The sequence below is a fragment of the Staphylococcus sp. EG-SA-2 genome, assembly GCF_017152085.1.
The window spans coordinates 1-3,595 of record NZ_JACYHC010000537.1 but is presented as its reverse complement, the minus strand read 5'-3'; the positions used below and the strand labels follow the sequence as shown (position 1 = coordinate 3,595).

Here is a 3,595-nt window from a genome sequence, read left to right as displayed (position 1 = left end):
GGTTCTGTAATACCAGTTAAGAATGATGTTAAAGCAGCAGAACCCATTAAACCTGCTACTACTTTCTTATTTTCAGGTTTAGCTGTGTGATAAATTGCTAAAGCTGCTGCAGGTAAACCGAACATCATAACAGGGAATTCACCTTGCATGAATTTACCAGCTGTCAAATGTGCGCCTTCACGAATTTGTTCGATAAAGATACGTTGGTCACCGTGAATAATTTCACCAGCTGCATTTTTCCATGAACCAAACTCGAACCAGAACGGTGCGTGGAAAATGTGATGTAGACCGAATGGAATTAATAAACGCTTGATGAAACCAAATAAGAATACGGCAACACCAGTATTTGAATCTAATAATCCTGTACTGAATGCATTTAATCCTGATTGAATCGTTGGCCAAATTAATGCCATTGGGAATGCTAAAATAAATGATGTTGTAGCCATCATAATAGGTACGAAACGCTTACCAGCGAAGAAACCTAAATAAGATGGTAAGTTAATGTTATAGAACTTGTTATAACACCAAGCTGCCAGGGCCCCGATAATAATACCGCCGAACACACCTGTTTGTAATGTTGGAATACCTAAAATGCTAGCGTAACCACTCGCTGGATCAGTAACATTTTTAGGTGTAACTTGTAAAAAGTCGCCCATTGTTTTGTTCATGATTATGTAACCGACGAATGCTGCGATAGCTGCTACGCCATCACCGCCAGCTAATCCGATTGCGACACCTAATGCGAAAATCATAGGTAAGTTTTCAAAAATAATACTACCGGCAGCTGTCATTAATTTAGCGACATTTTGAACGCCACCATTTTGTATAAACGGCAAGTAGTGTTGTAATGCTTCGCCTTGTATAGCTGTACCGATAGCTAATAACAGACCCGCTGCTGGTAAAATTGCAACAGGTAACATTAGCGCTTTACCAATACGTTGCAATTGACCGAAAAGTTTCTTCCTCACTTGTCCAACCTCCAAAGTTGTATGTAATATTTAAGATTCAATAAAAAAGACACGAGCAAATAGACTGTGTTGGTAACCATCACAGCTTAATTTAACTCATGCCTAATCTTACTTAGTAACACGTTGGTGTATGTAATTAATGTAAAAGAAGCAATTGACTAAGTAGTATATAAAACTGATACGTTAGTTTATCTAGCTTACCATCACATCTTATTGAATCTTATTTGTTTGCGACTCCTATTTTAGCATGGTGAAGTATGCGTTTTCAATACAATTATTAAATTCAATTTCAAATCTCTTAAATGTTCACAGATTATTATTAAAACATAATATAAGATAATCCTGAATAAAATGTATAAAAGTTGTTGTAATAATCCAGCAGTAGCAGCTATTATCAGCACTTAAAAGAAAGGATAATCTTTGATGGTGTAATAATTAACTTGTGACAGAAATATGTAAGATTATTACAATGAACAGGCTTTAACTGATTAATATTGTAATGTGTTTTCTCTTATAGTAAAATGTAAGCGATTACACAACTCAACTATATTTTCCTAATAATTATATTGTTAAGGAGGGCTACTTTGACAGGCTTTTCAGTGTATTTAGGACAACCTTTAGATGAAGCGTATATTAAGCGAATGATTAAACAAGGTTACCAAATGATTTTTACATCTGTACAAATACCAGAAGAAGATGACGAGACAAAATATCATTATTTCACAAAACTACTCAATTTATTAAAATATGAACAAGTGACTTACCTCATAGATGCTAATCCATCTATTTTAACACCATCTTTTTATGAGCATCTTCGACAATATGATGCACAATTTATGATTCGTATCGATCATAGTACATCAATTGAGGCAATCGAAGCGATAATGGCACAGGGTTTAAAGTGCTGTTTGAATGCAAGTATTATTTCCCGGGAATTGTTAACAAGCTTACATCAACAATTGAATGATTTTACATTACTTTCATTTTGTCATAACTATTATCCAAGACCAGATACGGGATTATCTGTTGACTTGGTCAATAAGAAAAATGAACTCATTTATCAATTTAATCCAAAGGCACAAATATATGGTTTTATTGTAGGGAGTGGTTTGCGAGGTCCTTTGCATAAAGGCTTGCCAACAATTGAAGCAACGAGACATAGTCATCCTGTCGTTGCAGCTAAATTATTACAAGAAACTGGTGTATCTGAAGTGTTAGTTGGAGACTCATTGATTGAAATGAGGCAGGCAAAACAACTTATAGATTTTTGCAAGCATAGGCATTTCACGTTATGTATTGAAGAAGTGTTTGATACGACAGTGACTTACCTTTTCGATATGTGTCATAAAGTACGCCCGGATAATCCGGAAAATGTCATTCGTTCGGAAACGTCAAGACAAATATGTCCACATTCGATTCAACCACAGTTTACGACGCAACGACGCATTGGTTCAGTAACCGTTGATAATTTGAATAACGGACGTTATCAAGGCGAAATGCAAATTGTGAGACAAACGCTTAGTGCACATGACAATGTGAATGTTGTTGCACAAATTATTAAAGAAGACTTACCACTGTTAAGTTGTATCGAGCCGAATGATACATTTGATTTTCAAAAAACTAGGGAGTGTAAGAAGTGATGGAAAATAGTACGACCGAAGCGCGTAATGAAGCGACGATGCATCTTGATGAAATGACTGTGGAAGAGGCTTTAATTACGATGAATAAAGAAGATCAGCAAGTCCCGTTAGCAGTTCGAAAGGCAATACCACAATTGACAAAAGTAATAAAAAAAACAATTGCACAGTATAAAAAGGGTGGACGATTGATCTATATCGGTGCAGGTACAAGTGGAAGATTGGGTGTCTTAGATGCAGCGGAGTGTGTACCTACATTCAATACTGACCCTCATGAAATTATAGGTATTATTGCTGGTGGACAACATGCTATGACGATGGCTGTAGAAGGTGCGGAAGATCACAAAAAATTAGCGGAAGAAGATTTGAAAAATATAGATTTAACATCAAAAGATGTCGTTATAGGAATTGCCGCGAGTGGCAAAACGCCATATGTTATAGGCGGTTTAACATTTGCTAACACAATCGGTGCTACAACAGTATCTATTTCATGCAATGAACATGCAGTTATAAGTGAAATTGCGCAGTATCCAGTAGAAGTTAAAGTTGGTCCAGAAGTATTAACTGGTTCAACACGTTTAAAGTCTGGTACAGCACAAAAGTTAATTTTAAATATGATTTCAACCATCACAATGGTTGGTGTCGGAAAAGTTTACGATAACCTCATGATTGATGTTAAAGCAACCAATCAAAAACTGATCGACCGTTCAGTGCGTATTATTCAAGAAATATGTGCTATCACATATGATGAAGCAATGGCGTTATATCAGGTATCTGAGCATGATGTGAAAGTTGCGACAGTTATGGGTATGTGTGGCATTTCTAAGGAAGAAGCAACAAGACGGTTATTAAACAATGGTGACATTGTTAAACGAGCAATCAGAGATAGACAACCTTAGGAGGGATTTAAATGACCAAAGAACAACAACTTGCAGAACGAATTATTGCTGCAGTAGGTGGTATGGATAATATAGATAGTGTCATGAACTG

Annotated in this window: 4 protein-coding genes; 3 read left to right on the top strand and 1 reads right to left on the bottom strand. The window is 36.1% G+C overall.

Annotated features, from left to right (window positions below; all coding sequences use genetic code 11):
* Window positions 1-968, bottom strand: a 968-nt coding sequence (locus IDG60_RS08970) for a PTS transporter subunit EIIC (RefSeq protein WP_206160629.1), incomplete at its 3' end; no start/stop codon positions are given.
* A 584-nt stretch (window positions 969-1,552) separates the two neighbouring features.
* Between IDG60_RS08970 and mupG the strand changes: the two genes are divergently transcribed.
* The 3 genes from mupG to IDG60_RS08955 form a co-directional block, all read left to right on the top strand.
* Window positions 1,553-2,608 carry a 6-phospho-N-acetylmuramidase gene (mupG, locus tag IDG60_RS08965; protein ID WP_000145577.1) on the top strand — a complete coding sequence of 352 codons (1,056 nt, stop codon included), beginning with the start codon at window positions 1,553-1,555 and terminating at the stop codon, window positions 2,606-2,608.
* Window positions 2,608-3,504 carry an N-acetylmuramic acid 6-phosphate etherase gene (gene murQ, locus IDG60_RS08960; protein ID WP_000432017.1) on the top strand — a complete coding sequence of 299 codons (897 nt, stop codon included), beginning with the start codon at window positions 2,608-2,610 and terminating at the stop codon, window positions 3,502-3,504. The genes mupG and murQ overlap by 1 nt, the downstream gene beginning before the upstream one ends.
* Before the next feature lie 11 nt (window positions 3,505-3,515).
* The coding region (locus IDG60_RS08955) for a PTS transporter subunit EIIB (protein WP_142302078.1) at window positions 3,516-3,595 on the top strand (80 nt) is incomplete at its 3' end.

What these genes read in the sequence shown, in the direction of transcription:
- murQ (WP_000432017.1), top strand. Translation starts at nt 2,608, where the DNA reads ATGGAAAATAGTACGACCGAAGCGCGTAATGAAGCGACGATGCATCTT.